The sequence below is a fragment of the Amycolatopsis sp. NPDC102522 genome (genome assembly GCF_055584485.1).
In genome coordinates, this window is sequence record NZ_JBVJLY010000007.1 from 272,342 (window position 1) to 295,464 (window position 23,123).

The 23,123-nt window shown below is 70.3% G+C and carries 20 protein-coding genes; 6 read left to right on the forward strand and 14 right to left on the reverse strand.

All coding sequences use genetic code 11. The features are described 5' to 3' along the window. The first annotated feature begins 41 nt into the window (after positions 1–41). A complete protein-coding gene (gene edd / locus ACZ6YV_RS19675) occupies positions 42–1,931 on the forward strand; it encodes a phosphogluconate dehydratase (protein ID WP_465510948.1) in 1,890 nt (629 codons plus the stop codon). Further along, positions 1,928–2,548, forward strand: a complete 621-nt coding sequence (eda, locus tag ACZ6YV_RS19680; protein ID WP_005164729.1) for a bifunctional 4-hydroxy-2-oxoglutarate aldolase/2-dehydro-3-deoxy-phosphogluconate aldolase — start codon at positions 1,928–1,930, stop codon at positions 2,546–2,548. The genes edd and eda overlap by 4 nt, the downstream gene beginning before the upstream one ends. Before the next feature lie 45 nt (positions 2,549–2,593). Here eda and ACZ6YV_RS19685 read toward each other — a convergent pair whose 3' ends face one another. The 7 genes from ACZ6YV_RS19685 to ACZ6YV_RS19715 form a co-directional block, all read right to left on the reverse strand. Further along, positions 2,594–3,031, reverse strand: coding sequence for a GNAT family N-acetyltransferase (locus ACZ6YV_RS19685; protein ID WP_465510949.1), 438 nt, complete (start codon positions 3,029–3,031; stop codon positions 2,594–2,596). An 86-nt stretch (positions 3,032–3,117) separates the two neighbouring features. Next, entirely contained in the window at positions 3,118–3,558 is a 441-nt protein-coding gene (locus ACZ6YV_RS19690; protein ID WP_465510950.1) for an iron chaperone, read from the reverse strand. Positions 3,559–3,608: 50 nt separating this feature from the next. Then, positions 3,609–4,232 (reverse strand): VOC family protein, encoded by a 624-nt coding sequence (locus ACZ6YV_RS19695; protein ID WP_465510951.1) that lies wholly within the window; start codon positions 4,230–4,232, stop codon positions 3,609–3,611. 629 nt (positions 4,233–4,861) lie between these two features. Then, complete coding sequence (locus tag ACZ6YV_RS19700) at positions 4,862–5,389, reverse strand: regulatory protein RecX (RefSeq protein ID WP_378246175.1); 528 nt, start codon at positions 5,387–5,389, stop codon at positions 4,862–4,864. Positions 5,390–5,470: 81 nt separating this feature from the next. After that, a complete protein-coding gene (gene recA / locus ACZ6YV_RS19705) occupies positions 5,471–6,511 on the reverse strand; it encodes a recombinase RecA (protein WP_061984048.1) in 1,041 nt (346 codons plus the stop codon). A gap of 206 nt (positions 6,512–6,717) precedes the next feature. Then, the gene (locus ACZ6YV_RS19710; RefSeq protein WP_093938916.1) at positions 6,718–6,912 is read right to left on the reverse strand and encodes a DUF3046 domain-containing protein; all 195 of its coding nucleotides are present in this window, start codon (positions 6,910–6,912) and stop codon (positions 6,718–6,720) included. A gap of 164 nt (positions 6,913–7,076) precedes the next feature. Further along, the gene (locus ACZ6YV_RS19715; protein WP_465510952.1) at positions 7,077–8,975 is read right to left on the reverse strand and encodes an Hsp70 family protein; all 1,899 of its coding nucleotides are present in this window, start codon (positions 8,973–8,975) and stop codon (positions 7,077–7,079) included. A 172-nt stretch (positions 8,976–9,147) separates the two neighbouring features. Between ACZ6YV_RS19715 and ACZ6YV_RS19720 the strand changes: the two genes are divergently transcribed. Both ACZ6YV_RS19720 and def read left to right on the forward strand, forming a co-directional pair. After that, positions 9,148–13,770: an ATP-dependent helicase gene (locus tag ACZ6YV_RS19720; RefSeq protein WP_465510953.1), complete on the forward strand. Its 4,623-nt coding sequence runs from the start codon at positions 9,148–9,150 to the stop codon at positions 13,768–13,770. 201 nt (positions 13,771–13,971) lie between these two features. After that, the gene (gene def / locus ACZ6YV_RS19725) at positions 13,972–14,475 is read left to right on the forward strand and encodes a peptide deformylase (protein ID WP_378246118.1); all 504 of its coding nucleotides are present in this window, start codon (positions 13,972–13,974) and stop codon (positions 14,473–14,475) included. A gap of 46 nt (positions 14,476–14,521) precedes the next feature. Here def and ACZ6YV_RS19730 read toward each other — a convergent pair whose 3' ends face one another. The 4 genes from ACZ6YV_RS19730 to ACZ6YV_RS19745 form a co-directional block, all read right to left on the reverse strand. Beyond that, positions 14,522–15,607 carry a GNAT family N-acetyltransferase gene (locus ACZ6YV_RS19730; protein WP_465510954.1) on the reverse strand — a complete coding sequence of 362 codons (1,086 nt, stop codon included), beginning with the start codon at positions 15,605–15,607 and terminating at the stop codon, positions 14,522–14,524. Between the two features lie 111 nt (positions 15,608–15,718). Further along, entirely contained in the window at positions 15,719–16,402 is a 684-nt protein-coding gene (locus ACZ6YV_RS19735) for a VOC family protein (protein WP_465510955.1), read from the reverse strand. Between the two features lie 124 nt (positions 16,403–16,526). Next, positions 16,527–17,291: a maleylpyruvate isomerase family mycothiol-dependent enzyme gene (locus ACZ6YV_RS19740; RefSeq protein ID WP_378246112.1), complete on the reverse strand. Its 765-nt coding sequence runs from the start codon at positions 17,289–17,291 to the stop codon at positions 16,527–16,529. A gap of 187 nt (positions 17,292–17,478) precedes the next feature. Then, positions 17,479–17,961 (reverse strand): SAV_6107 family HEPN domain-containing protein, encoded by a 483-nt coding sequence (locus tag ACZ6YV_RS19745; protein WP_465510956.1) that lies wholly within the window; start codon positions 17,959–17,961, stop codon positions 17,479–17,481. Positions 17,962–18,193: 232 nt separating this feature from the next. Here ACZ6YV_RS19745 and ACZ6YV_RS19750 point away from each other — a divergent pair, with 232 nt between their 5' ends. After that, positions 18,194–18,724, forward strand: a complete 531-nt coding sequence (locus tag ACZ6YV_RS19750; RefSeq protein ID WP_465510957.1) for a YbaK/EbsC family protein — start codon at positions 18,194–18,196, stop codon at positions 18,722–18,724. Continuing rightward, positions 18,721–19,284, forward strand: coding sequence for a GNAT family N-acetyltransferase (locus tag ACZ6YV_RS19755; RefSeq protein WP_465510958.1), 564 nt, complete (start codon positions 18,721–18,723; stop codon positions 19,282–19,284). The genes ACZ6YV_RS19750 and ACZ6YV_RS19755 overlap by 4 nt, the downstream gene beginning before the upstream one ends. Here ACZ6YV_RS19755 and ACZ6YV_RS19760 read toward each other — a convergent pair. The 3 genes from ACZ6YV_RS19760 to metF form a co-directional block, all read right to left on the reverse strand. Further along, positions 19,281–20,162, reverse strand: a complete 882-nt coding sequence (locus tag ACZ6YV_RS19760; RefSeq protein ID WP_465510959.1) for a DMT family transporter — start codon at positions 20,160–20,162, stop codon at positions 19,281–19,283. The genes ACZ6YV_RS19755 and ACZ6YV_RS19760 overlap by 4 nt on opposite strands. A 304-nt stretch (positions 20,163–20,466) precedes the next feature. Next, on the reverse strand, positions 20,467–22,152 hold the full coding sequence (locus ACZ6YV_RS19765; protein ID WP_465510960.1) for a DUF885 domain-containing protein: 1,686 nt from the start codon (positions 22,150–22,152) through the stop codon (positions 20,467–20,469). Between the two features lie 42 nt (positions 22,153–22,194). Further along, positions 22,195–23,079, reverse strand: coding sequence for a methylenetetrahydrofolate reductase [NAD(P)H] (gene metF, locus ACZ6YV_RS19770; protein ID WP_465510961.1), 885 nt, complete (start codon positions 23,077–23,079; stop codon positions 22,195–22,197). Positions 23,080–23,123 lie beyond the last annotated feature (44 nt).

The window sequence follows — 23,123 nt, forward strand, 5'->3', positions numbered from 1 at the left end:
CGTCCCGCGGACCACCACGATCAGTGATCCGGAGCCGGACAATGAGCACCGCCCCGAACGTCCACCCCATCATCGCCGAAGTCACCGAGCGCGTCGCCGCCCGCAGCGCCGGGACCCGCGCCGCGTACCTCGAGCGCGTCTCCGCCGCCCACGAAGAAGGGCCGATGCGGCGAGGCCTCGACTGCAGCAACCTCGCCCACGGCTTCGCCGCCATGGAAGGTGTCGACAAAGCGGCACTGCGCGCCGTGCGGGCGCCGGGCGTCGCGATCGTCTCGTCCTACAACGACATGCTTTCGGCCCACCAGCCGATGCAGGAGTACCCCGCGATGCTGAAGGGGTCGGTCCGCCAGGCGGGCGGCGTGGCCCAGTTCGCCGGCGGCGTGCCCGCGATGTGCGACGGCGTCACGCAGGGCCGCCCGGGGATGGAGCTGTCGCTGTTCAGCCGCGAGGTGATCGCGATGTCGACCGCGATCGCGCTCTCGCACGACATGTTCGACGCGGCGCTGCTGCTCGGCGTCTGCGACAAGATCGTGCCCGGCCTGCTGATCGGCGCGCTGTCGTTCGGGCATCTCCCGGCGATCCTGGTGCCCGCCGGGCCGATGAACTCGGGCCTGCCGAACAAGGAGAAGGCGCGCGTGCGCCAGCTCTACGCCGAGGGCAAGGCGACCCGTGAAGACCTGCTGGACGCCGAAGCGGCTTCGTACCACTCAGCGGGGACGTGCACCTTCTACGGCACAGCCAACTCGAACCAGATGGTCGTCGAGGTGATGGGCCTGCACCTGCCGGGCGCCAGCTTCGTGCAGCCGAACTCGCCGCTGCGGCGCGTACTCACCGAAGAGGCCGGACGCCGCGTCGTGAAGCTGTCGCGCGGCGAGGAGTACACGCCGGTCTCGCGGGTGATCGACGAGAAGGCCGTCGTCAACGGCGTCATCGCGCTGCTCGCCACCGGCGGCTCGACCAACCACACGATGCACCTCGTCGCGATCGCCGCGGCCGCGGGCATCCAGCTGACCTGGGACGACTTCTCCGACCTGTCGTCGGTGATCCCGCTGCTGGCCCGCGTGTACCCGAACGGCAGCGCGGACATCAACCACTTCCACGCCGCCGGGGGCATCCAGTTCCTGGTCGGCACGCTGCTCGACGCCGGTCTGCTGCACGAGGACGTCCAGACCGTCGCCGGACCGGGACTGCACCGCTACCGGCAGGAGCCGATCCTCTCCGACGGCGAACTGGTCTGGCGGGACGTCCCGACGCACAGCCTCGACGAGGACGTCCTCCGCCCGGCGTGGCGTCCCTTCGCTGCCGACGGCGGGCTGCGGATGGTCGCGGGCAACCTCGGCCGCGCGGTGATCAAGGTGTCGGCGGTGGCCCCGGAGCACCGGATCGTCCAGGCCCCGGCGCGGGTGTTCACCGACCAGAAGTCCTTCAAGGACGCTTTCGAGGCCGGCGAGCTGGACCGCGACGTCGTCGTGGTCATCCGGCAGCAGGGCCCGCAGGCCAACGGGATGCCGGAACTGCACGGGCTCACCCCGGCGCTGGGGGTGCTGATGGACCGCGGGCACCAGGTGGCGTTGCTCACCGACGGCCGGATGTCCGGCGCGTCCGGCAAGATCCCGGCGGCGATCCAGGTGACCCCGGAAGCCGCAGTGGGCGGCCCGATCGCGCGGATCGCCGACGGCGACGTCGTCCGCCTCGACGCCAGGGCCGGGACACTCGACGTCTTCGTGGGTGACGAAGAACTCGCCCGCCGTGAACTGGTGGACTCCCCGCCTTCGGAGGCATCCTGGACCGGCACCGGCCGGGAGCTGTTCGCGGCGCTGCGCCGCGCGGTCGGCCCCGCCGATCAGGGCGCGAGCGTGTTCGGACCGCTCACGCCGGAACACTTCGGCGCTCCGGCGCACACGTTGAACCCTGTGGAGGTAACCCAGTGACCACCGGCGCGGACCTGCTCGGCCTGTCCCCCGTGATGCCCGTCGTAGTGCTCGACGACGCCGCCGACGCGGTGCCCACCGCGCGGGCCCTGCTCGCGGGCGGGATCGGCGTGATCGAGCTGACCCTGCGCACCCCGGCGGCACTCGCCTCCATCGAGCGGATCGCCGCGGAGGTCCCGGAGATCGTCATCGGCGCCGGGACGGTCACCGCGCCCGAGCACGCCAAGCAGGCCGCCGACGCCGGCGCGAAGTTCCTCGTCACGCCGGGCTGCACGGACTCGGTCCTGGACGCCGCTTTCGACACCGGCCTGCCGTTCCTGCCGGGCGCGAGCACGGTTTCGGAGGCGATGCGGCTGGCCGAACGCGGGCTGACCGCGCTGAAGTTCTTCCCCGCCGAAGCCAGCGGCGGTGTGGCGTACCTGAAGTCGATCGGCGGGCCGCTGCCCGGGCTGCGGTTCTGCCCGACCGGCGGGATCACCGTGAAGACCGCGCCGGACTACCTCGCACTATCCAATGTGGGCTGCATCGGTGGTTCGTGGCTGACGCCGAAGGACGCGTTGGCGGCCAAGGACTTCGGGAAGATCGAAGCCTTCGCGGCGGAGGCTTCGAAGCTCTGATCCTTTTCGTGAAGGCCGCCTTCGCGGAGGTGGCCTTCACGGCTTTCAGAGCGGGAGCTGGTACTGGATGAAACCCCGGTTGATCGCGACCCGGTCGTACAGGCGGCGCGCGGTGGCGTTGGATTCCTTGGTGTGCCAGTAAACGCGGTCGTACTCGCGGTCGCGCGCCCAGCCGGCGACAGCCTCGATCAAGGCCCTCGCGGCGCCTTTGCCCCTGGCTTCCGGTTCGGTGAACAGGTCCTGCAGGTAACAGACGTCGGTGAGCGCGGAAGTGCTGGGGTGCACCAGGAAGTGCACGATCCCGACGAGCTCGCCGTCCAGCCGGGCCCCGAGCGCGTGCATCCGCTCCCCGGTCGAGAATTCGCGCCAGGCGCGGTCGTAGACCTCTTGGGGCGCAACACGTTCGTAGAAAGCGATGTACGCGCGGAACAGGCTTTCCCAGGCTTCGCGGTCTTCGGGCTTCAGTGGCTCGATGCTGATCATGTGACCCTCCCAGTGATCCACCCGAGCCTAGGGTTCTTTTACCGGGGCGGGAGTGGCCAATCACGCGGTAAAGCGCATTGCCACTCTTAGCTGACGGCCTGCTTCACCAGAGCGGCGATGCGCTTCTTCACCGCGGGGGTGGCCGCGGTCAGCGCGAAGGCTGTCGCCCACATCTCGCCGTCGTCCAGCTGGGCCGCTTCGTTGAAACCGAGCGTCGCGTACCGCGTCTTGAATTTGGCCGCCGCCTGGAAGAAGCAGACGAGCTTTCCGTCCAGCGCATACGCGGGCTGTCCGTACCAGAGCTTCGGTGCGAGCATCGGAGCGTTCGCCTTCACGACGGCGTGGACCATTTCGGCCAGCATCCGGTCCTCGTCGGCCATCTCGGCGATCTTCGCGACCACGTCCTGCTCCGCTGCCACTGCTTTGTCGGCAGCCGAGCTACGGCGCGCGGCCTTCTTCATGTCTTGGGCGTGTTCCTTCATCGCGGCCTTCTCTTCGGCCGAGAATCCTTCGTACGTGGTGCTCATGGTGTTTTCTCCTTGATAAGCGGCGAGCGGGGGCATCCGGTAATGGCACATCAGGACTGGGCGGCGAGGGTGGAGTTCTCCCAGGCGAACCCGTCCGGGTCGGTGAACGGGGCGGTGCCGCAGATCGCAATGCGGTGCGAACCGGCGCCCTCTGGGGCCACGCCGGCGTCCTTGGCCAGCGCCTTGCGCCGGTACAGCGCCAGCTTGACCGGGTCCGAACCGGACTCGAACTCGACGTACATGCGGCCGAAGCTCTTCCCGACAGTGAGACCGTGCTCGGTGTAGAACTTCTTGCTCGCGACGATGTCGGCGACCCCCAGCAGCAGGACGATGTCGTCGATCTCGCGGGTGGCCGGGCCGGTGTTCTTCTTCGCCGAGGTGGCGATCTTCCAGATCGCGCCGTCCGGGGCCTGGACGGTGCCGCCGTAACCCCACATCGACTTCGCGGCGGGCTTGATCACGGTCGCGCCGGCGGCGAGGGCGGCGTCGATGAGCGCGTCGACGTTGGCGGGCTGGGAAACCGTGAGGGAAAGGGTGTAGCCGCGGAAGCCGGTGGAGGGCTCCTGCGAGGCCCGCAGGCGCAGCTCGGGGCCGAGACCGAAGGCGGTGGAGTAGAAGCGTTCGGCGGCCTCGGTGTCGGTGACTTCGAGGGTGATGGCGTCGATGAAGTTCATGCCGGTAACGCTATTTCTCAGCGGGTGTCTGGTGCTTCTTGATTCCTGATCGGTCTCGTCGGCGCTGGTCAGAGCCTTGCCGGGAGGTCCGTGAAGGGCTCCTTGCCTACCCTGACGGTAGTAAAGGAGGCCTTCACGGACTTCAAGAGAGAGGGCGCCTCGTCCAAGTTGTCGTGAGTGGTGAAGACGGTTAGAACAGCACTTGCCACTCACGACCACGGTGAGGGGGCGCTGTCTGGAGGCGGCCCGTCCGTGAAGGCCTCCTTCCCTACCCTGACGGCAGTAAAGGGGGCCTTCACCGGCGTCCGGTATCGCCGCTTCTGGCACTGGTCACGGTGGAGGTGTGTGAAGGGCCCTTTGCCTCGGCTCAGCGGAGGAAAGTCGGCCTTCGCGCGCGAAGGCAAGTACGTGAAGGCCCCCTTCAATGCGCTAGGCGCAATGAAGGGGACCTTCACGTACTTCAGGTGGGCAAGGGCGCAGGACGTGTGGTGGGGCGGGGTGGTCGTGAGTGGTAAGTGTCGTTAGAACGCGACTTGCCACTCACGAGCCCTGCGCCTCATGAACGCAGAACACCGGCCGGCGGGCAAGTGGGCCCGCGCGGCCGGTGGACAGGTCACGTGAAGGGAAGCTCAGTCGAGGGCGGGGTCGTCCAGGAGAGCCGCTTCGGCGCCGAACTCGCGGAGTTCGTCGCGGATCACGGTGTAGGCCAGCCCTTGGGGATAGCCCTTGCGGGCGAGGAAGCCCAGCAAGCGGCGGATCGCCGTCTGCTCGTCGACGTTGCCCAAGGAGCGCATGCGCTTCCGTACCAGCTCTCGGGCGCGCTGCTCCTCTGCCTCTCGGTCCACCTCGTCGGCGGCCTGGACGGCGATATCCCCATCGATTCCTTTGCGTTTGAGTTCCGTCACGAGGGCGTTCCGCGACAGGCCCATGTTGGCATGCCGGGAACGAACCCACATTTCGGCGAACTCGGCGTCGTTGATGAGCCCTGCCTGGTCCAGCTTACCGAGCAGGGTCTCCGTCGTCTCCTCGTCGAAGCCCTTGTGCTTCAACGCCTGACGAAGTTCGTCCGTGGAACGCGGGCGCGCGGCCAGGAGATCGAAGCAGATCTCCTTGGCCTTCTTCCTCCGCTCGTCCGGCGGCAGCTCCGCCGGATCCACCTTGGGCGCACGCATTCAGCTCTCACTCCAGTCGAAAGTCATCCACCCGGCCTCGCGACGACGGCCGGGGTCCCGGGGCTTCTAGAAGTCGACCGGCGCGGGGGCGGCTTCGGCGTCGACGACGGCGCCGATGCCGAGCTTCTCCTTGATGCGCTTCTCGACCTCGTTGGCGATGTCCGGGTTCTCGAGCAGGAACTTGCGCGCGTTCTCCTTGCCCTGGCCCAGCTGGTCGCCCTCGTAGGTGTACCAGGCGCCGGACTTGCGCAGGATGCCCTGGTCGACACCCATGTCGATCAGCGAGCCTTCGCGCGAGATTCCCTTGCCGTACAGGATGTCGAACTCGGCCTGCTTGAAGGGCGGCGCGACCTTGTTCTTCACGACCTTGACGCGGGTGCGGTTACCGACGGGCTCGCCGCCGTCCTTCAGCGTCTCGATGCGGCGGACGTCCAGGCGGACCGACGCGTAGAACTTCAGCGCCTTACCACCGGTGGTGGTCTCCGGGGAGCCGAACATGACGCCGATCTTCTCGCGCAGCTGGTTGATGAAGATCGCGGTGGTGCCGGAGTTGCTCATCGCACCGGTCATCTTCCGCAGCGCCTGGCTCATCAGCCGGGCCTGGAGACCGACGTGACTGTCACCCATCTCGCCCTCGATCTCGGCGCGCGGCACGAGCGCGGCGACCGAGTCGATGACCAGGATGTCGAGCGCGCCGGAGCGGATCAGCATGTCCGCGATCTCGAGCGCCTGCTCACCGGTGTCCGGCTGGGAGACCAGCAGCGCGTCGGTGTCGACGCCGAGCTTCTTGGCGTAATCCGGGTCCAGCGCGTGCTCCGCGTCGATGAACGCGGCGATGCCGCCGTTCCGCTGCGCGTTGGCGACCGCGTGCAGCGCCACGGTGGTCTTACCGGAGGACTCCGGACCGTAGATCTCGATGACCCGGCCGCGGGGCAGGCCGCCGATCCCGAGCGCGACGTCGAGGGCGATGGCACCGGTCTGGATGACCTCGATCGGCACCCTGCCCTCTTCGCCGAGGCGCATGACCGAGCCCTTGCCGTACTGCTTGTCGATCTGGGCGAGGGCCAGTTCGAGCGCCTTGTCCTTGTCGGGTGCTGCTGGTGCCATGGAGTCCACCTCGTTGGTTGAGCCGGTAGGGCTTGATTCAGTTCTGAGCTGTCGGGTCCGACGCTACGGGCGACCACCGACAATTCCAGGCCTCGCGCCCAAGCTGTGGATCGCTGACCCCGTTGTGGACAACACCCTAGACGAACGTGTGTTCGAGCCTGTGGCCGACACGCCGTTGCGCTAGGGTCCTTGCCCTTGTTCCGAGGTCAGCGTCGCTCCGGCGGGACTTCGAAGGCGTCGCAGACCGCACGCCAGACGTCCTTGGCCGAGGTTCCCGAGTCGAGGGCCTGTTCGACGGTCCGGCCCCCGAGTTCGCCGAAGACGTGATCCCTGGAGAGGGTTTCCGCACGTCCGGGACCGAATTCGTCGGCCATCAGCCGCCGGAAGACCGTGATACGCATCGGGCGGAGTCTAGCCCGGCATCCGGCGGGAAGTCCGTGAAGGCCCCCTTCACGGAGTCCAGCTCACTACACGCTCCCGGATGCCATGAACGGTCCGTTCCTTGCAAATTTCGCAAGGAACGGACCGTTCATGGCGCGCGCCGGTGGGGCGAACGACCGGGGTGCTACTCGCCCGGCTGGACGCTCTTCTCGAAGTAATCCGCCAGCTCGCCCGGCGTCGGGGTCTGTCCTTCGGCCGGGACCTGGTAGATGAAGCCGACCAGCGGCCGGTCGGTCACGGTGAACACCAGGACGGCGGCGTTCCGCCCGGCGGCCGAGGAGTACTGGCCTTCCAGGCCGTTGCCCACCCACTTGGCTTCGGTGCGGTCCCCGCCCGCCGACTTGAGCAGTCCGTCGGTGTAGGCCTTGAGCTTGTCCGCCGCGCCGCTCTGCAGATAGGTCACCTGGGTGCCGGCGCGGCCCGGCGCGGAGCAGGTCGACGTCACGCCGAGGTCCTCCGCCGGTTTCGCCGGCCCGTTGCCCATTCCCGGCTTGCAGTCGCCGGTGTCGGCGATCTTCCCGGCGAGCTGGCGCAAGCAGCCGGTGAGTCCCTTGTCGTCGGCCGTGCTGGGCGTCTTGCATTCGTCTGCCGTGTAGGTCGTCACCGACGAGGACGTCAGGAAGTACGTGAGCCCGGCGGCGATCAGCACCACGACGGCCACGATGGCGCCGATGACGAGCGGCTTCTTCTTGCTCGCGGGCGCCTTCTCGGCGGTGGTCTGCCCGGCGAGGGAGTACGTCGGGAAGTTCGTCGGCGCGGGCTGCTGCACCTGCTGCGGGCCGCTGTTCGGGTAACCCGACTGCGGGAAGCCGCCGGACTGCCCGGGCCCTCCCTGATAGCCGGGGATCGACGCGACCTGCTGCGGCGGCGCGTACGGGCCCGAAACGCCGGGGTGCGCGCCGGTTCCCGCCGCGACCTGCCCTTCCACGCCCTGCGTACGCGCGCTGATGCCGTCGGAGGCGACGTGCTGGGCGCCGAGGGCGACCGCGGTCTCGGGCTGGTCGAGGCTGCCGGGGACGACGCCGAGCTTCTCCGCGATCAGGCTGCCGACCAGCGGAAGCCTGCTCGAACCGCCGACGAGGTAGATCCCGGCGAGCCGGTCCGGGGTCATCCCGGCGGAGCGGACCACGCGCGCCATCAGCTCGACACTGCGCAGCATCGACGGCCGCACGAGCGCTTCGAGTTCGCCTCGCGTGACGAGCACGTCTTCGAACGGTTCCGGCATCGGGACCTCGGTCTGCGGGTGCCGTGACAGGGCCTCCTTCGCCGCCTTCACGTCCTCCTGCAGCGCGCGTCGCGTACGACGGTCCGGAGTGGACTCGGGCCGCAGGACCCGCTGCCAGCGCTGGGGATCCTTGTGCGACACCTCGCGGCCGACGTGCACCAGAAGCGCCTGGTCGACGTCGAGGCCACCGAGGTCGGGAAGGCCGTCTTCGGCGACGACGGTGAAGCCGCCGTTCGGGGTCGCTCCGACGATCGCGACGTCGAAGGTGCCGGCGCCGAGGTCGTAGACGGCGAGCGCCTGTCCCGGCGCGAGTGTCTTGCCGGGGAACGACGCGAAATGCGCCGCCGCGGCGACCGGCTCGGGGACGAGCACCAGGTTGCCGCCCATCCCGGCGAGCCGGGCGGCGGACAGCAGCACGTTGCGGCGGGTCGGGCCCCACTGCGCGGGGTGGGTGAGCCGGACCTCATCGGGCAGTTCGCCGCCGAGCTGGCGGGTGGTCTCGTCGAGGACGCGGCGCAGGATCGCGGCCAGCACCTCGCTGACCGGGATGACGTCCGTGCCCAGCAGGAGCGTCTGCTCGTCGATGCGGCGCTTGGGGTTGGGCTCGAAGCGAGTCGGGTCGAGGCGGGCGCGGCGCTCGGCGTCCCGGCCGACCATGATCGTGCCTTCTTCGGTGGCGAACACCGCGGACGGCATGTTGGCCGAACCGTCGACCTCGACCACCCGCGGCGGCCTCCCGTGCGCCGAAAGGACGGCCACGGTGTTGGACGTCCCGAGGTCCACCGACAGGATCCGCACAGCTCTTACCCCTTCACAGACGAACGGCGGCCGCCCCAGTACCGATCCGGCCGCGCTGGCCGTGATGCTCCCACGAGCGAGGTCACCGTACGTGCGGAACCCGCCGAACTCCTCCCCGACCGGGTGCCGTGTCACAGGGCCCGGAGCGAAACTGTCGGTGGTCCGGCGCACTATGGGGAGCGTGGCAGACGTACTCGACCTCTTCTCCCCCGCGACCAGGGACTGGTTCACCGGGGCCTTCGCCGCGCCCACCCGCGCGCAGGAGGGGGCGTGGCGTGCCGCGCACGCGAAGGAACACGCGCTGGTCGTGGCCCCGACGGGGTCGGGCAAAACACTCTCGGCCTTCCTCTGGGCGCTGGACAGGCTATCGGTCGAGCCGCCCCCTGCCGAGCCGCGGAAACGCTGCCGCGTCCTCTACGTCTCGCCGCTGAAAGCGCTGGCTGTCGACGTGCAGCGCAACCTGCGGGCACCGCTGGCCGGTATCTCGCAGGCGTCGCGGCGGCTGGGGCTGCCGGTGCCGGACATCGGCGTCGGCATGCGCACCGGCGACACCACCGCCGCCGAGCGGCGCTCGTTCGGCAAAACGCCGCCGGACGTGCTGGTCACCACACCGGAGTCGCTGTTCCTCATCCTCACCTCGTCCGCGCGGGACTCGCTGCGCGGCGTGGAGACGGTGATCATCGACGAGGTGCACGCGGTCGCGGGCGGCAAACGCGGCGCGCACCTGGCCTTGTCCCTGGAGCGGCTCGACGCCCTTCTGGAGAAGCCTGCCCAGCGGATCGGGCTGTCGGCGACGGTCCGGCCGATCGACGAGGTCGCCTCGTTCCTGGCCGGTGGCAGGCCGGTCACCATCGTCCAGCCGAAGCTCGCGAAGACGATCGAGGTCCGCGTCGAGGTCCCGGTCGAGGACATGTCCAATCTCGACGGTCCTCAGGGGCCGAAGCAGAACGAAGACCTCGACGCCGGTCTCGCGCGGCTTCCCGGCTCGCTGGAGGAGGTCGACGGCACCCCGCGGCGGCCGTCGATCTGGCCCGCGGTGGAGGAGCGGGTCCTCGAACTGATCCAGGCGCACCGGTCGACGATCGTGTTCGCCAACTCGCGGCGGCTCACCGAGCGGATGACGGCCCGGCTCAACGAACTCGCCGCGGAACAGACCGAACTGGAGCCCGACCAACGCTATCCGGCCGAGGCGATCGGCCAGTCCGGGCTCACCACGGGCGCGGCGCCGGTGATCGCGCGGGCGCACCACGGGTCGATGTCGCGGGAGCAGCGCACCCACGTCGAAGAGGAGCTCAAGACGGGCCGCCTCGCGTGCGTCGTGGCGACGTCCTCCTTGGAACTGGGCATCGACATGGGCGCCGTCGATCTCGTCGTGCAGATCGAGGCGCCGCCGACGGTCGCTTCGGGACTGCAGCGGGTCGGCCGGGCCGGGCACCAGGTCGGCGCGGTGTCGAGCGGGGTGATGTTCCCGAAGTTCCGGGGCGACCTCGTCTCCTGCGCGGTGGTCGCGGAACGGATGGCGTCCGGCGCGATCGAAGCCGTTCGGTACCCGAGGAACCCGCTGGACGTGCTCGCCCAGCAGATCGTGGCGATGGTGGCGCTCGAATCGTGGACGGTCGACGAACTGGCCGCCCTCGCCCGCCGCGCGGCGCCGTTCGCGTCCCTGCCGGACGACGCGCTGCTGGCCGTGCTCGACATGCTCGCCGGCCGGTACCCCAGCGAGGAATTCGGCGAACTGCGCGCGCGGATCACCTGGGACAGGGTCAGCGGCGAACTGCACGGCCGTCCGGGTTCACAGCGGCTGGCGGTGACCTCCGGCGGCACGATCCCCGACCGCGGCCTGTTCACCGTGATGACGCCGGGCGCCGAAGGCAAACCCGGCTCCAGGGTGGGCGAACTCGACGAGGAGATGGTCTACGAGTCCCGAGTCGGGGACACGATCCTGCTCGGCACCTCTTCCTGGCGGGTCACCGACATCACCCACGACCGCGTGATCGTGGTGCCCGCGCCGGGTGAGCCCGCCCGGATGCCGTTCTGGAAGGGCGACGCCCCCGGCCGCCCGCTGGAACTGGGGCGGGCACTGGGCGCGTTCGTCCGCGAACTGTCCACTTCGGAGCCGTCGGCGGCCAGGGAACGCGCCGCCGTCGCCGGGCTGGACGAGTACGCGTGCGACAACCTGCTGGGTTACCTGGAAGAGCAGAAGGCCGCCACGCGGCATGTGCCGAACGACAAGACCGTTCTGCTGGAACGGTTCCGCGACGAACTGGGCGATTGGCGGGTCATCCTGCATTCGCCGTTCGGGGCGCAGGTCAACGCGCCGTGGGCGCTCGCGATCGCGGCCCGGCTGAGGGAGAACCGCGGGGTCGACGCGCAGGTGGCGCATTCCGACGACGGCATCGTGCTGCGGCTGCCGGAGGCTTTGGACGCCGAGGGCTCGGAAGTCACCATCGGCGTCGACGACGTGCTGCTCGATCCGGAAGAGGTCGAGCAGCTGATCGTCGCCGAGGTCGGTGGTTCGGCGGTGTTCGCGGCGCGGTTCCGGGAATGCGCGGCACGGGCGCTGCTGCTCCCCCGCCGGGATCCGCGCCGCCGCACACCGCTGTGGCAGCAACGTCAGCGCGCGTCGCAGCTGCTTTCGGTCGCGGCCAAGTACGAGCGCTTCCCCGTGGTGCTGGAAGCGATGCGGGAAGTCCTGCAGGACGTGTACGACGTCGGCGGGCTGCGCGAACTGATGGCCGACGTGCGGTCGCGGAAGGTCAAGCTGGTCGAGGTCGAGACACCGTCGGCGTCCCCGTTCGCGCGCAGTCTGCTGTTCGGCTACGTCGGGATGTTCCTGTACGAGACCGACGCACCGCTCGCGGAACGGCGCGCGGCGGCACTGGCACTCGATTCGACGCTGTTGGCCGAACTGCTCGGCACCGAAGCGATCCGGGAACTGCTGGACGCCGAGGTCGTCGGCGAGGTCGAGCGCTCGTTGCAGCGCCTCGAACCCGACAGGCACGCCCGCAACGCCGAGGAGGCCGCGGATCTGTTGCGGTTCCTCGGAGATCTCTCCATCGAGGAAGCCGCCGCGCGGGGCATCCAGCGGGAATGGCTGGAGGAGCTGGAAGCCGCACGGCGAGTGATCCGGGTCCGCATCGGCGGCGGTGAACGCTTCATCGCCATCGAGGACGCGGGCCGGGTGCGGGACGCGCTGGGCGCCGCGCTGCCGGTCGGCGTGCCGGAGGCGTTCACCGAACCGGTCGAGGATCCGGTGGGAGACCTGCTTTCCCGCTATTCGCGCAGCCGCGGCCCGTTCAGTGCCCGCCAGGCCGCCGAGCGGTTCGGGCTCGGGACGGCCGTGGTCACCGGCGTGCTGGACAGGCTGACCGCGCAGGGCAGGCTGGTCCGGGGTGAGCTGAGCCCGGTCGGGCATCCGGAGACCCACGGCGTCGGGATGGAGTTCTGCGACGCGTCGGTGCTGCGCAGGCTCCGGCGGGCGTCGCTGGCCCGGCTGCGGGCCGAGGTCGAGCCGGTCGAACCGGCGGCGCTGGGCCGGTTCCTGCCGTCGTGGCACGGCATCGGAGCACGGGTACGGTCGGCGCCGACGGCGGACGACGTGCTGTCCGTGGTCGAGCAGCTGGCCGGGGCGCCGCTGCCGGCGAGCGCGGTCGAGTCACTGATCCTGCCGAGCAGGCTTCCCGGCTACACGCCGTCGCTGCTGGACGAACTCACCACGGCGGGCGAGGTCACCTGGTGCGGCTGCGGTTCCCTGTCCGGCGGGGACGGCTGGCTGGCGCTCGCGCCGACGGACGTCGCCGATCTGCTGCTGCCTGACCTCGACGACGATCTGCCCTCCAGCCCGCTCCACGAAGCCATCCTGTCCACTTTGGAGGGTGGTGCGCAGTTCTTCCGCCAGCTCGTGGAGCGCGCGTCCCCTTTGGTCGAAACCCCGCCCAACGACGGCGAAGTCGTTGCCGCGCTGTGGGATCTCGTATGGGCAGGCCTGGTCACCGGGGACACGCTGGGCCCGCTGCGGGCCCAGGTCTCCGGTTCCGGCGCGGCGCACAAGCCCCGACGGCAGGCTCCTCGCGGCCGGTACGCGCGGCTTCGGGCGGGGCGGCCCGCGATGCCGTCGCGCACCGGGCCGCCGACGGTGGCGGGGCGCTGGGCGCTGACCCCGGATCGCGAGCCGGATCCGACCAGGCGCGCGCACGCGCGGACAGAGGCGTTCCTGGAGCGACATGGCGTTCTCACCAGAGGAGCGCTCGACACCGAGCGGGTGACGGGCGGTTTTTCCGGGATCTACAAGGTTTTGCGCGGGATGGAGGATTCGGGCCAGGTGGTCCGGGGTTACGTGGTGGAAGGGCTCGGCGCCGCGCAGTTCGCGGCGAAGGGCGCTGTCGACAGGCTGCGCGCGCAGTCCGGGAACCAGCGCACCACCACCGAAGGCGCGGTCGTGCTCGCCGCCGCCGACCCGGCCCAGCCCTACGGTGCCGCGTTGTCGTGGCCCGCCGCGACGGGTGACACGAAGCACCGTCCGGCGAGGAAGGCGGGCGCGCTGGCGGTACTCGTGGACGGTGTCCCGGCGATGTACGTCGAACGCGGCGGCCGGTCGCTGCTGAGTTTCACCGAGGATCAGGAGACGTTGCGGTCGGCCGCGCGGGCGCTGTCCACGGCGGTGCGGGAAGGCTGGCTGGGTCAGCTCGCGGTGCAGAAGGCCGACGGCGAGGCGGCGCTCACCTCGGAGCTTTCGGCCGTTCTCCAGGAGGCGGGATTCCGGGCGACCCCCAAGGGACTGCGCCTGCGGGCCTAGTAGTGCTTCACAAGTCTGTTCGATGGGCTTCGTGATCCAGGTGGTTCCTGACGGTGCGGGCGGATCGGCCTCGTACCGGGTCCGTACTCGGGCGCATCCGCCTGTGCCATCAGGGGCCGCCTGGGCGCGAAGGCCGCGAACATGATTTGTGAAACACGCCCTAGACTCGTCGCTCAGGCCAGTGGAGAAGGACGTTCGAACATGGTGATGCGCGACCTGCGCTACTTCGGGGATCCCGTGCTCAAGACCGTATGCGACCCGGTCACGACATTCGACAAGAGGATCGAGTCGCTGGTGACGGATCTGATGGACGGGGTGCGACCGGCCGGGCGCGCGGGTCTCGCGGCGCCGCAGATCGGGGTCGGCCTGCGGGTGTTCAGCTACGACGTCGACGGGCTGAGCGGGTACGTGATCAACCCGGAGATCGTCGAACTGTCCGAAGAGACGCACGAGATCAGCGAAGGCTGCCTGTCCGTGCCGGAGCTGCGGTTCCCGGTCGTCCGCGCGAAACACGCCGTGGTGCGCGGTGTCGACCTGCGCAACGAGCCCGTCGAGGTCGAAGGCGTCGAAGTGCTCGCCCAGTGCCTGCAGCACGAGACCGATCACCTCGACGGCAAGCTGTACCTGGAGCGGCTCACCCCCGAACGCAAGAAGCGCGCGCTGGGCGAGGCCCGCGGCAAGGACTGGTTCTGGAACCGCAAGTAGTCCTCTGGATGCGGTCGTCGCACGCGCGAGTACCGCATCCAGAGGACTAAACGCGGGGGTCGGGGAGCCGGAAGCGCAGGGTGCCGGAGTCACCGGGGACGCGCTCGGGGCGGAGCCCCACGCGGGAGGCGGTGCGGTAGAGGGAGTCGTCGCCGGGCAGGCAGACGGCGGCGAGTTCACGCTCCCCTTTGGCCACGGCGAGGACGGCGAGCCTGGTCAGCAAAGCACTGCCGATGCCTTGGCGCTGCCAGGAATCCTCGACCAGGAGCGAGACTTCGGCCGCGTCGCCGTCCGCCGACGGGATCAGCTGGCCGAGGCCGATCACCTCGCGGCCGCAGACCGCGAGCAGGCTGATCCCGCGCGGCGGCATCAGGAGCCGGTGCAGCCAGCGACGCGGCACGGTGCGCATCCCGGTGTGGTAGCGGTGGAAAAGCGTGGTCATCGAACATCTCTGGTGCAGCGCGGACACCGCTTCCGCGTCACCGGGAACCCCCTTGCGCAGGACGATCGCGGCGCCGTCGGGCCGGTCGAGCACGATCGGCCCGGTCACGTTGTCGCGGACGGCGGTCATCAGGCCGGTCAGCGCGACGGCCCGGCTCAGTTCCAGTTCTACGAACGGCGACCACCGGCGGCGGGCGACGAACGCGCCGCCGTCCCCCGCCGGGAACACCGCCCGGTGCCCGCCTTCGGTCCGGGCCGGGTTCGCCTCGATCGACGGGACCTTCGTGACGACGTCGGCCGCGAGAACGCCGCGGAGCACCTCCGCGAGGCCACCAGGGTCCTCGACGGCTCTCTTGGCCGCGGTGAGCGTCGCGGTGGCCGGATCGACCAGTTCGGCCAGATCCGTGTCGACGACGGCGGAGCATTCGCATCCTTCGTCGCGGATCGCGTCGACGAGCAGTTGCCGAGGCAGGCCGGTGGCCGGCCGCAGGACGATCTCGTCGAGCACGCCGCCGGGGACCGGGAGTACCGACAGCCCGAGGATGTTGCATTCGAGGTCGGCCAGCCGGATCGCGATCCTGGCCAGGGTTCCCGGCCGGTCGTCCACGCGGATCCGGACACGCCAGGCCGACGCGGCCGTTGTCTCTTCATCGGGCTGGACAGCGGTGGGCCGGACTCGAGAGGTCTCCATGACCTCCACGGTCCCGGCCGGTTGTTGCCTGCCAACGGCGCCGGTGTTTCGCCCAGGTCAGCGATCGGCGCCGCCGCGCAACTCAGGCGAAACAACCCCAGGCGAACAAACTCAGCGCGGCGAGAGCACGCTGAACTCGTTGCCCTCCGGGTCCGTCATGGCCTCGCCGCCCCGTTTCGTCGAACCCAGCCCTGTCGCGCCCAGCTCCCGCAGGCGCCGGACCGCGGCCGCCCGGCTCATGCCCCGCCGTGGCGCGATCTCGAACCGCAGCCGGTTCCTGTGCCGTTTCTGGTCCTCGGAGGCCAGGAACTCGACCCACGGGCCGCGGCCGCCCGGTGGCCGCAGCCCCACGATCGCCTCTTCCCGGACGCCGATCTCCCAGCCCAGCGCGGCCGACCAGAACCGCGCGAGCCGCTCCGGGTCGAGGGCGTCGGTGACGACCGACGCGATCGCACCGGAGCCCTCGTACTGCTCACGGGGCTCGAGGACACAGAATTCGTTGCCCTCGGGATCCGCGAGCACCACCCACGGCACCCGTTTCTCCTCCGGCGGGCCCTGGCCGACGTCGATGTGCCGTGCGCCGAGGGACAGCGCACGATCCACCAGCGCGGCCTGGTGCTCGGGCGACCGGCTCGCCAGATCCAGATGCAGCCGGTTCTTGCCGTGTTTGGGGCCCGCCTCGGAGCGGAAGGCCGGTTCGAACGGGGCGTCCCAGCTGAACAGCCCTTCCCAGAAACCCGCCAGATCTCTGGGAAGGGCCGAGTCGAAGACCAGGTTCACCAGGCGTGCAGTCACCCCGGTGAACCTAGACGGCGCCACCGACACTTTGGGTGTTTCGGGTGAACCCGCGGCCGCTTCCCAGGCACCTCATTCAGCTCCGCCGACTGGCGCTGACCGGTTTGGCTTCCCCACCGACCGGTCATCGGGTCGCGAGCCGCAAAAGGGCCCAGAGTTGTCCCGCCATGTCCTGGTCTCCGCTGACCGTCACCGCCGTCGGACCCGCCCGGCCCCAGAGCCAGCGGTAGATCTTGTCCGGCTGCCCGGTGATCAGATCGTCCGCGCGCTGGGCCTCTTCGGCCGAGCATCGCCAGGCGATCGTTTCCGTGGGCCCTGCTCTGGCGATCCAGGTGTGGCCCGCGGTGCGCACCCCGACCGAGCCGGTCTTGGTACCGGACAGCCCCAGCAACGGCAGCCGCTGGCCGAACCAGAGCACCAGCGCCTCGTCGATCCCGTCGAGTGCCACGTCCTCGGGGATCTCCGACACGTCTCGTCCGGCCGCGCTCTCCGCGTCGATCCGGTGGATCGTCGCCTCGTGCGCCATCCGCCGCCGCCAGAACCCGTAGCTGCGGTCCGCCGGCCACCAGGTCGGCGCCAGTTCGTCCGGATCGTGCGCGGACAGTTCGGCGACGAGTTCGTCCCGGCCCTCGCGGAAGTACTCCTCCAGGGTCTGCCGCGGCCCCGGTTTGCGCTGCCAGTGCTCGGGACGCCGTCCGTCGACGATCCAGCGGTGGGTGACCCGGTACACGCTGCCCACGTGCCTCAGGACCTCGCCGAGCGTCCAGCCGGGGCAGGTCGGGACCGGCGCGTCGGCGGACGCGGTGTGCGCCACCTGAGCGATGAGCTCGGTTTCGGCGCCGATCACCTCCAGGAACCTGCTCTGGTCGATCATGGCCTGCCCGGCCATCGGGCACCCCCTCTCCGTGCGACTGGGAACGTGTCTCTCATCTGGATCCGGCCGGCCGGATCCAGGCGCGCGTTCGGCTAACGGCCTCGGATTCACGAAGGCGGGCCGCCGACACGGCTGAGTGCGTGACCAGCCGATACCGCGGCCCGGCTACGGAAATCCGCAAGCGCGCCCGAGAGACAGCGCGCTAAGCGACATGCGCCGCATCACCTATCGGCAGCCCGTGCACCACCCGTCGCACCAGTTCCAGGAACACCGCGGCGGCCCGCGTCAGCTCGTCCGCCAGTTCGACGGTGACCTTGCCGGTGATCCCCGCCTGTGCGGCGGCGCGCGTCGCCGAGTTGGCCGCGAAGAACGCCGCCCACTCCTTCAGCTCGGGCGCGACGGAATCGAGCAGCACCCAGCCGCTCGCCGGCCGGGCCCGGCCCCGGTGCGGACGTCCGCGGGCCTCCAGGACCGCCGCCGCGCCCCGCAGCGCGGCGAGATAGGCCCCGATGAACCGCTCCGCGGGATCGCTCTCCCGCTCTGCCTCGGCGAGACCCCGCCTCGCCTGTGCGTACAAGGAGACCGCCGCGGGTGGTGCCGGCGGGCGCAACGACATCGGCAGGGCGGGCTGCGCGGTGCCCCCCGGCCTCTCGGCTTCGTCGGGGGACACGACCGAAACGGACATGGCGACCCTCCTCCTGTACGTGAGCGCCGGCCGGTGCCCGGTGCCGAGGCGCTTCCCCCGCCCCCGCGCCGGGCACCTACCGGTGCGCGCTCACCGAATGTCGAACGTCTGTTCGAACAAGTCCAATGTAACCCCGAGTGCCCCTTTCTTCAACCCCGCAGCTCGACCCGTAGCCGGGTGATCGCCGCATGTGGTGCGGGACACGGGATCGGCCACGTGATCTCATAGACTCATGAGCACCATCGACCAGTCCGGTCATCCCTCGGTGGCCAAGGTCGCGGCCGCGCTCGCCGAAGCGGGTCAGCAGGCCGCCGCGGACGGGATCCGGATCCTCCCCGCCGAAGTCCGCACGGCCGCGCAAGCCGCCGAAGCGCTCGGTGTCGAGGTCGGCGCGATCGCGAACAGCCTCGTGTTCCGCAGCAGTACCGGCGGCACGGAAACGGCCCTGCTCGCCCTGACCTCGGGCGCGCACCGCGCCGACACTGATCTCCTGGCCTCCCTGACCGGCGCCGGCGAGATCGGCAAGGCCGACGCCGATTTCGTCCGAGCGCACACCGGGCAGCCGATCGGCGGCGTCGCCCCGGTCGGTCACCCGAAGGCGTTGACCACCCTCGTCGACACCGCGTTAAGCGGTCACGACGTCGTCTGGGCCGCCGCCGGACATCCGAAGTCGGTGTACCCCACGACGTTCGCCGGGCTCGTCTCGCTGACCGGGGGCACTCCCGCGGACGTCGCGGGCGACGGGCAGGATGGGCGCCCGTGACCGCGATGTCCTCGGAATGCACCCGTTACGTCCAGCTGTCCGCGGACGAGTTCCGCGCCCGGCTCCCCGAGGCGCTGACCATCTACGTCAACGCCATGCGTTACCCCGAAGGCACGGCGGAACAGCGCGCGCCGATGTGGCTCACGCACGCGCTGCGCGAAGGCTGGCGCTGCATGGCCGCGCTCGACGCGGACGGCGTCCTGCTCGGGCTCGCCTACGGCTACAAGGGCCGCGGTGGCCAGTGGTGGCACGAACAGGTCCGCCACGGCCTGACCCGTCGTGAGGGCCAGGATGCCGCCGAGCAGTGGATGTCCGACTACTTCGAGCTCACCGAGATCCACGTCAGCCCCGAAAGCCAGGGGAAGCGGATCGGCGAGGACCTCCTGCGACGGCTGCTCGACGGCGTGCCCCACGCCCACGTGCTCCTTTCCACGCCGGAAGGCACCAGCCGGGCCTGGAACCTGTACCGGCGCGTCGGGTTCCTCGACGTGCTGCGGGACTACCACTTCGCCGGGGACCCGAGGGCGTTCGCGATCCTCGGCCGGACGCTGCCGCTTTAGGGCTTCGAGTACGCGATGGCGAGCGCGGCGATGAGCACCGCCGCGCCGCACCAGCCCACGGCCCCGAGCCGTTCCCCGAGCACGGCCATGGACAGCAGCGCCGCGGTCAGCGGTTCGAGCAGCGCGGACAACGCCGCGAGCACGGGATGCGCGCCTTCGAGGCCGCGGAAGTACGCCGCGTACGCCAGCGCCGTGGGCACGACGCCGAAGTAGAGGACGAGCGCGAACACGTCGGCCTGGAGCGGCACGGCCATCCCGAACCACAGCGCGGCGGGAGTGAGCGCGGCGCCGCCGATCAGGCAACCGAAAGCCGTGGTGGGCAAGGGATTCAGCCCCTCGACGCGGGTCGCGGTCACCAGGGTCAGGGCGGCGAACCCGGCCGCGGCGAGGAGTGCGAAGAAGACGCCGGCGGCGTTGACCCGCTCCCCCGGCGTCCACTGCAGCAGCCCGAGCCCGACGAGGGATCCGGCCAGGGACACCGCCGTCCACGCTCCGGGCAGGCGGCGGGTCTTGACGACCGTCGCGACGGCGAGCAGCACTGGGGTGCTGCCGATGGTGGTCATGGTCGCGACGCTCACGGAACTCAGCGAGACCGCGACGAAATAGCTGGTCTGGAAGAGGGCGAACAGGCCGCCGACCAGCAGAAGGCGACGGCGGACCGCTGCTGTGCGCGGAAGGCCGCGGAGGCCTCCGGTGAGCCAGAGGTAGCCGATGGCGATCACGCCGCCGACGAGCAGCCGGTACGCGGCGACGCTCAGCGGATGGAGTCCCGTGCGGGAGGCGAGCAGGGATCCGGCGAGGCCGCCGGTCCCCCAGAGGACGCCGGCGAGGACGAGCGCGGCCGACGATCGGGCACGCGTGGGTACGGCAACGGACATGGGGAAACGCTCCTGCGTCTGGTGTCGGTGTCTGAGGGCGGCGACGACGCGGGGTGCTTCAGCGCATCACGGATCGGCCGGGCGGCGGGAACGCCGCGCGGCCGGAGACACCCCGCTCAGGAAGCCGGGGGTGGGGTGACGAGAAAGATCCGGTGCACGAGGGGGAACGTATCAAGGCCTCGGCGGCGGAGACACGTGAATTGCGGCACTCGGAGGGCCCCTCCGAGTGCCATGAAAGGTCCTTTCCTTGCGAAATTTGCAAGGAAAGGACCTTTCATGGCACTACCGGGAGCGGATCAGCGGCTCAGTCCAGGGCCGCCAGCATTTCCCGCAGCGTGTCCAGCCCCATCCCGCCGAGCGCCAGCGCCCGCGTGTGGAACTGCTTGATGTCGAAGGCGTCACCCTGCCGGGCACGGGCCTCGTCGCGCGCGGCGAGCCAGAGGCGTTCGCCGAGCTTGTACGACGGCGCCTGCCCTGGCCAGCCCAGGTAGCGGTCGATCTCGTCGTGCACGTGGGCCGGGTCGGTGACGGTCCGGGTGAGCATGAACTCCAGGCCCAGTTCGGGCGTCCACCGCTCGCCCTCGTGGAAGCCGGTGCCCGCCGGGATCTCCAGCTCCAGGTGCATGCCGATGTCGACGATCACGCGCGCGGCGCGGAACAGCTGCTCGGACAGCATGCCGAGCAGTTCGCCGTCGTCGGCGAGGAACCCGAGGTCCTCCATCAGCCGCTCGGAGTACAGCGCCCAGCCCTCGGCGTGCCCGGAGGTGAACGCCAGCATCCGCTGGTACTTGTTGAGCGACCCCGACTGGTCGACCGCGGTCGCGATCTGCAGGTGGTGGCCCGGCGCGCCCTCGTGGTAGACGGTGCTGACCTCGCGCCAGGTGGTGAACTCGTCCCGGCCCTGCGGCAGCGACCACCACATGCGGCCGGGGCGAGAGAAGTCCTCGCTGGGGCCGGTGTAGTACGCGCCGACTGTGCCACCGGGCGGGGCGATCTTGCACTCCAGCTCCATCACCCGGTCGGAGATGTCGAAGTGCTTGCCGCGCAGCAACTTCAGCGCGTTGTCGGACAGGTTCTGCATCCACGCCTGGAATTCCGCCCGGCCGCGCACGACGTACTTGGGGTCGGCGTCGAGGACGGCGGCCGCCTCGGCGAGGGTGGCACCGGGCTTGATCCGGCCGGCGACCTCGTGCATTTCCGCTTCGATGCGGGTGAATTCGGCCCAGCCCCAGGCGTAGGCCTCGTCCAGGTCGAGGGTGGCGCCGGTGAACACCCGGGACCACAGCTTGTACACCTCGGCGCCGACGGCGTCCTTGACCGGCGCCAGCGGGGCGAGTTCGGCGCGGAGGAACCCGGCGAACTCCGCGTACGCCTCCTGGGCGATGTGGGCGGCCCGGTCGAGTTCCTCGCGAAGCCTGTCGTCGACGTCCTTCGCACCCGAGATCAGCGTGCTGAAGTACCCGGTGTCCTCCTTGAGCCCCGCCCAGGTCTCCGCCTGGTCGGCGACCTTGCTGACCTGGCGCAACGCGGAGACGTGGCCCGCGTCCGCGCCGGCGAGCAGCGACGCCCGCAGCTGGCCGAGCGCCTCGGGAAGCTGCGCCATCCGGGCGGCGATCGTCGCCCAGTCCGACTCGGTCTCGGCGGGCATGAGGTCGAAGACCATCCGCAGGTTCTGCGCCGGGCTCTCGATCACGTTCAGTGACGAAAGGTCGAGCCCCGCCTCGTGGATCTCCAGCATCAGCCCGATCCGCTCGGCGAAGACCGCCTTGGCCGCGCGCTCGGCGTCGTCGGCGGGTTCGGCCGCCTCGATGTCGGCGAGCGCGCGGGCGGCGATCGCGGCCCGCGCCGCGTGCCCGGCAGGCGAGAAGTCGGTCAGCTGATCGTCGTATCCGGCGACACCGAGGATCGTCGCCTCGACCGGGTCCGCCGCCGCGATCTCGTCGACGTACCGGTCACAGATCTGGTGTACACCCAGCGCAGTTGAAGCCATGCGGCGAACGCTACCCGGACCGCGGGCGACTTCGGTACGGAGTTACGCCCGGGCCGGGACCAGCCCGAGCCTGCTGACCACCTCACGCGTGGCCTTGGACCGGTTGAACGTGTAGAAGTGCAGGTCGGGGACGCCTTCGGCGATGAGCCGCTCGCACAGTTCGGTCACCGCGTCGATCCCGGCCGCGCGGAAGGCCTTCGGGTCGTCGGCCAGCGGTTCGAGCCGGTCCAGCAGCCGCCGCGGCGCGGGCGCGCCGGACAGCTTGATCGACGTGTGCAGCGTCCGGAGCGTGGTCAGCGGCATGATGCCGGGGATGACCAGCGCCTCGCAGCCGGTGGCCGCCACCCGGTCACGCAGGCGGAGGAAGTCTTCCGGCTCGAAGAACAGCTGCGCGATCGCGAAGTCCGCGCCCGCGCGGAGCTTGCGCACGAGGTACTCGGTGTCGGCTTCGAGGTTCGCCGACCTCGGGTGGCCGTACGGGAAGGCCGAGACGCCGACGCAGAAGTCGCCGAGGGAACGCACCAGTTCGACGAGTTCTTCGGCGTAGTTGAGCCCGTTCGGATGCGGGACCCAGTCGCCGTAGACGTCACCCGGCGGGTCGCCCCGCAGCGCGAGGATGTTCCGCACGCCGACGGCGGCGTACCAGCCGATGACGTTGCGCAGTTCCGCGACCGAGTGGTTCACGGCGGTGAGGTGCGCCATCGGCACCAGCGTGGTCTCGGTGGCGACACGGGCGATGCTGCGGATCGTGCCGTCCCGGCTGGAGCCGCCGGCGCCGTACGTGATCGACATGTACGCCGGGTCCAACGGCTCGAGTTCCCGGATCGACTTCCACAACACGGCCTCGTCGGCCGCGTCGCGAGGCGGGAAGAACTCGATGGAGAACACGGGACCATCACCCTGCAACCGCTCGACCACCGACGTCATACCGCCATGTTAAGGGGGAAAGTCCGCTGGCCGGGAGCCCCCTC

What these genes read in the sequence shown, in the direction of transcription:
- edd (WP_465510948.1), top strand. Translation starts at nt 42, where the DNA reads ATGAGCACCGCCCCGAACGTCCACCCCATCATCGCCGAAGTCACCGAG.
- ACZ6YV_RS19685 (WP_465510949.1), bottom strand. Translation starts at nt 3,031, where the DNA reads ATGATCAGCATCGAGCCACTGAAGCCCGAAGACCGCGAAGCCTGGGAA.
- ACZ6YV_RS19690 (WP_465510950.1), bottom strand. Translation starts at nt 3,558, where the DNA reads ATGAGCACCACGTACGAAGGATTCTCGGCCGAAGAGAAGGCCGCGATG.
- ACZ6YV_RS19695 (WP_465510951.1), bottom strand. Translation starts at nt 4,232, where the DNA reads ATGAACTTCATCGACGCCATCACCCTCGAAGTCACCGACACCGAGGCC.
- recA (WP_061984048.1), bottom strand. Translation starts at nt 6,511, where the DNA reads ATGGCACCAGCAGCACCCGACAAGGACAAGGCGCTCGAACTGGCCCTC.
- ACZ6YV_RS19710 (WP_093938916.1), bottom strand. Translation starts at nt 6,912, where the DNA reads ATGCGTATCACGGTCTTCCGGCGGCTGATGGCCGACGAATTCGGTCCC.
- ACZ6YV_RS19720 (WP_465510953.1), top strand. Translation starts at nt 9,148, where the DNA reads ATGGGGAGCGTGGCAGACGTACTCGACCTCTTCTCCCCCGCGACCAGG.
- def (WP_378246118.1), top strand. Translation starts at nt 13,972, where the DNA reads ATGGTGATGCGCGACCTGCGCTACTTCGGGGATCCCGTGCTCAAGACC.
- ACZ6YV_RS19730 (WP_465510954.1), bottom strand. Translation starts at nt 15,607, where the DNA reads ATGGAGACCTCTCGAGTCCGGCCCACCGCTGTCCAGCCCGATGAAGAG.
- ACZ6YV_RS19740 (WP_378246112.1), bottom strand. Translation starts at nt 17,291, where the DNA reads ATGGCCGGGCAGGCCATGATCGACCAGAGCAGGTTCCTGGAGGTGATC.
- ACZ6YV_RS19745 (WP_465510956.1), bottom strand. Translation starts at nt 17,961, where the DNA reads ATGTCCGTTTCGGTCGTGTCCCCCGACGAAGCCGAGAGGCCGGGGGGC.
- ACZ6YV_RS19750 (WP_465510957.1), top strand. Translation starts at nt 18,194, where the DNA reads ATGAGCACCATCGACCAGTCCGGTCATCCCTCGGTGGCCAAGGTCGCG.
- ACZ6YV_RS19760 (WP_465510959.1), bottom strand. Translation starts at nt 20,162, where the DNA reads ATGTCCGTTGCCGTACCCACGCGTGCCCGATCGTCGGCCGCGCTCGTC.
- ACZ6YV_RS19765 (WP_465510960.1), bottom strand. Translation starts at nt 22,152, where the DNA reads ATGGCTTCAACTGCGCTGGGTGTACACCAGATCTGTGACCGGTACGTC.
- metF (WP_465510961.1), bottom strand. Translation starts at nt 23,079, where the DNA reads ATGACGTCGGTGGTCGAGCGGTTGCAGGGTGATGGTCCCGTGTTCTCC.